3 protein-coding genes are annotated in these 4,067 nt (G+C 51.3%); all 3 read left to right on the forward strand.

The genetic code is table 11. From position 1 onward, the window contains the following. The coding region (locus tag KO1_RS26605) for a type VI secretion system Vgr family protein (RefSeq protein ID WP_064407187.1) at window positions 1–2,056 on the forward strand (2,056 nt) is incomplete at its 5' end. Beyond that, window positions 2,057–2,863 (forward strand): toxin Tle1 chaperone Tla1, encoded by an 807-nt coding sequence (gene tla1 / locus KO1_RS26610; protein WP_023320818.1) that lies wholly within the window; start codon window positions 2,057–2,059, stop codon window positions 2,861–2,863. Window positions 2,864–3,549: 686 nt separating this feature from the next. Beyond that, a partial coding sequence (gene tli1a / locus KO1_RS26615) for a Tli1a family immunity protein (RefSeq protein WP_064407189.1) occupies window positions 3,550–4,067 on the forward strand: 518 nt, incomplete at its 3' end.

The raw sequence follows: 4,067 nt of genomic DNA on the forward strand, positions 1-4,067 counted from the left end.
TCTGCAGCCGCGTCTGGCGCTGCTCTCCCGGAGCCACCAGAACCGGATTTACCAGGATATGTCGGTGCCGGATATCGTGGAGCATATCCTGCGCACCCGCCACGGCATGCGCGGGGAGGACTTTATCTTCACGCTGGCGCAGGCGTACCCGCGTCGCGAGCAGGTGATGCAGTACGGCGAGGACGACCTGCGCTTTATCACTCGCCTGCTGAGTGAGGTGGGTATCTGGTTCCGCTTCACCGCCGACACCCGGCTGAACATCGACGTGGTGGAGTTTTACGACGACCAGCGGCACGACGGGCAGGGGCTGGTTCTGCCGTCGGTGCCGCCCTCCGGCCAGCACGACAGCGGGATGGAATCCGTGTGGGCGCTGAAAAGCCGGCATCGCGTGGTGCCGCAGTCGGTGTTCACCCGGGACTATAACTACCGCAACGCGCCGGCGGAGATGAGCCTCAGCATCGATGTCAGCCGGGGCGACAGCACCACTTATGGCGAGGCGTACCACTGGGGGGATAACTACCTGACGCCGGGCGACAGCCATCCGCGCGACCCGGCGGCGGAGAGCGGGGCGTTTTATGCCCGCCTGCGTCACGAGCGCTACCTGAACGACCAGACCCGGCTGAGCGGAAAGAGCAGCTGCGCGACGCTCGCCCCCGGTCAGGAACTGAAGGTGAGCGGCGGCGAAGAGGTCACCGGCACCTTCCGGGAGGGGGTGATGATAACCCACCTCCACAGCCGCGCCCGGCGCGACCGCAGTTTTGAGGTGGCCTTCCACGCCATCCCGTATTCGGAAGATTACGGCTTCCGCCCGGCCACTATCGCCAGGCCGGTGATGGCCGGGACGCTGCCGGCGCGGGTCACCAGCACGAAAAGCAGTGATATCTACGGCCATATCGACCGCGACGGGCGTTACAGGGTCAACCTGCTGTTCGACCGCGACCACTGGCAGCCGGGAGAAGAGAGTCTGTGGGTACGCCAGGCGCGCCCGTATGCCGGTGACACGTACGGCCTGCATCTGCCCCTGCTGGCGGGCACCGAGGTGGCCATCGCCTTTGAGCAGGGCGACCCGGACCGGCCGTATATAGCCGGTGTCCTGCACGACTCGGCGCACCCGGACCCTGTCACCATCCGGAACTATAAACGTAACGTGCTGCGCACGCCGGCGAACAACAAAATCCGCCTCGACGACGCGCGGGGAAAAGAGCACATCAAGGTCAGCACGGAGTACGGCGGCAAGAGCCAGCTGAACCTGGGGCATCTGGTGGACGGCGGAAAACAGCCGCGCGGGGAGGGATTCGAGCTGCGTACCGACAGCTACGGAGCGATACGGGCCGGGAAAGGGATATTCATCACCGCTGATGCACAGATGAAAGCGCAGGGGCAGCAGCTGGCGATGGAGCCTGCAACCAGCCTGTTGAGGGGGGCGCAAAACCTTATTGCCGGTTGGGGGAGTGTGACGCAAACGCACCGTAATTTCTCACCAGATATGGATACGTTAAAGCAGTTTGTTGAAAAGGCGGACCAGATAAAGAAACCGGTATTGTTGATGGAAGCACCGGAGGGGATAGGGAGCGTTACGCCAGAAAGCATTCTTCTGCACAGTGGCAACGGTTTGTATATGCAGAGTATTGGAGAAGTCAGTATTGCCAGCGAGCAGAGGCTTGCAGTGAATGCCAGCCAGGCGATATCGTTACTTTCCCGCCAGGAAGGTGTTCGTCTGGTATCTGCAAAAGGCCCGCTGAATATCGAATCTCATAGCGATATTCTCTCATTAACGTCTCTTCAGGATGTTACCGTACAGTCCACACAGGGACATCTTCAGCTTACGGCGAAGAATGGTATCACTATTGGGTGTGGCGGCGCTTACATTCGCTTGACTCCGCAGGGAGAAATTGAAATTCATGGACCTGGCCTGTTAAGTCTGAAAGGACAACATAATTTGCAGGGGCCAGCCAGCGAAGATTTTCAGTTGCCCGATCTGCCTTCATCAGTATGTAAAGAATGCCTCAAACGGGCTCAGGAACTGGCTCAGGGTTTTGTGCCGAGGGACGCGTAAATGGACAACATAAAGATCTGGCTGGATAAAATCCAGCTGACGTGTCAGCAGATTGGTCACAATTATGTCGATATGATTATCGATCAGTGCGGCGTGAATTTCTCCGTCATTCCGGCTCTTTCCGGGTTTTCTCCGGCAATAAAATGGCAGTCCCTCTACCAGGGATTGCCGGAGAATATTTACCCGGACGATGCGCCTTTGCTGGTACGTATTGAGCTGGAAGATGCTCAGCAGGTGCAGTGGTTATATGCATTGGCTCGTGAAGCTGTGGCAACAGCGCCTTTACTGGTGCTGGGGTCATCCTGGCGGTTCGAAGTTTTGGCTGAATGGTTGATCCGTTGCATTGATGCGCAGCATGAGGGGCGTGCAGGGATATTTCGCTTCTGGGATACGCGTATATTTTCGTATCTTTTTACCCATGTTCTTAGTGATGAACAGCAAAGTCAGCTCCACAGACCGACATTATTCTGGAGCTGGCTGGATCGCGACGAAGCACCTGTTTTGCTGGAAGGCAATGGGGCGGCATTAGGTGAAGAGGAATTGAGTGAGCAAATCATATTTACTGATAATCAGTTTGAAAGTCTGATGTGTCTGTGTGATGCAAAACAATTATTGGTTTATCAGCCATTACCGAAGAACCTTTTTATGAACAGAGAAAGTGAATTTTCTGCTTGCTTTAAGGCTATGCTGGCTGCGACAAAAGAAGGTGTGCTTTTCGAAGATAAACGTAATGAGTGGGTGGCTGAGTATATTCTTAAAAATAAAATTTATTCTGATGAATGCGGTTCTGGTGTCAATAATCTATAAAGTCATCAGGAGTGGTATTTTCAATAGGGATAATAGCTACTTACATCGGAGGGGTTATGTATTTGGATAGTGATACAAAAGTTATTATCTCTGGAGCGGTAATATTACTGGTTGGAATCATTGTCTGGAAAAAACAAAGCTTTTTTATTGCTCTGGTGTTTTGTGTTTTGTGTTTTGTGTTTTGTGTTTTGTGTTTTGTGTTTTGTGTTTTGTGTTTTGTGTTTTGTGTTTTGTGTTTTGTGTTTTGTGTTTTGTGTTTTGTGTTTTGTGTTTTGTGTTTTGTGTTTTGTGTTTTGTGTTTTGTTTATCAAAGCGTCTATGATGTTTTTAGCGATAGTTATGCTATTATCCTGGGGAGAGCCGGAAAATTCTTTTTATTTTATATTTCCTGTTATTAGTGTTTTTACCGCTGTGTTTTTTCCTGATAAGCGTTGGCCAAAACATACCGGACACATATACAGATGTTCATCATGCATGAATTTTGTTAACTATAAATTCGATAAATGTTCCCATTGTGGCTCTGACATGGATTCAAAAAATATTTGAAAAAAAAGACCAAACAATATTTGGAAAAAAAAGACCAAACAATATTTGGAAAAAAAAGACCAAACAATAAGCGGCTATTAGATGACGGTTGAATCTAATGATAACCCTGTTTATCCGGTTAAAATAAGGGAACCTGAGATATGTCTATAATAAAGTCTGATTTAGGCTGGTATCCACCGCAGGGACGATGGCTGACACGCTTTGTTTTTATCGCTGCGGCGATATTGCTGGTTGGTTGTGACAGGCCTGCCAGAGAAAAGAATGTTAGCGGCGGCAGCGGTACCATAGAAGCGGTTAACCATACCCACTGGGCGATAAACCATTTCAGCGTAGATGGGCAGTCAGGGCTGGATATTATCGGCCCCTGGCAGGGGGGCGGCGGTGGCTGCTGTTACGGTGTGCCAACGAAATGGAAACCGGGGATGAGGGTGAAAGTTGAGTGGGAAACCGGTGTGGGAGGGTCTAAAGGTTTTCCTGGATTTGCTAATACAGATAAGTACTTAGAATGGGAAAAAAAAATCAAAGCTCAAAACCGGAAACATAGCCAGACAGTATCGGTTCCTGACTATACCGGGCAAAAAACCTGCGGAATAAAGGTTCACTTTTTACCCTGCGATCAAATAAAAGTCACCACCAGCTGCTACGACTACGGCAACCC

Origin of the sequence: Klebsiella oxytoca NBRC 105695, from assembly GCF_001598695.1 — a bacterium.
GTDB lineage: Bacteria > Pseudomonadota > Gammaproteobacteria > Enterobacterales > Enterobacteriaceae > Klebsiella > Klebsiella oxytoca.

Coding starts and splice junctions, on each gene's coding strand:
- tla1 (WP_023320818.1), top strand. CDS start 2,057: ATGGACAACATAAAGATCTGGCTGGATAAAATCCAGCTGACGTGTCAG.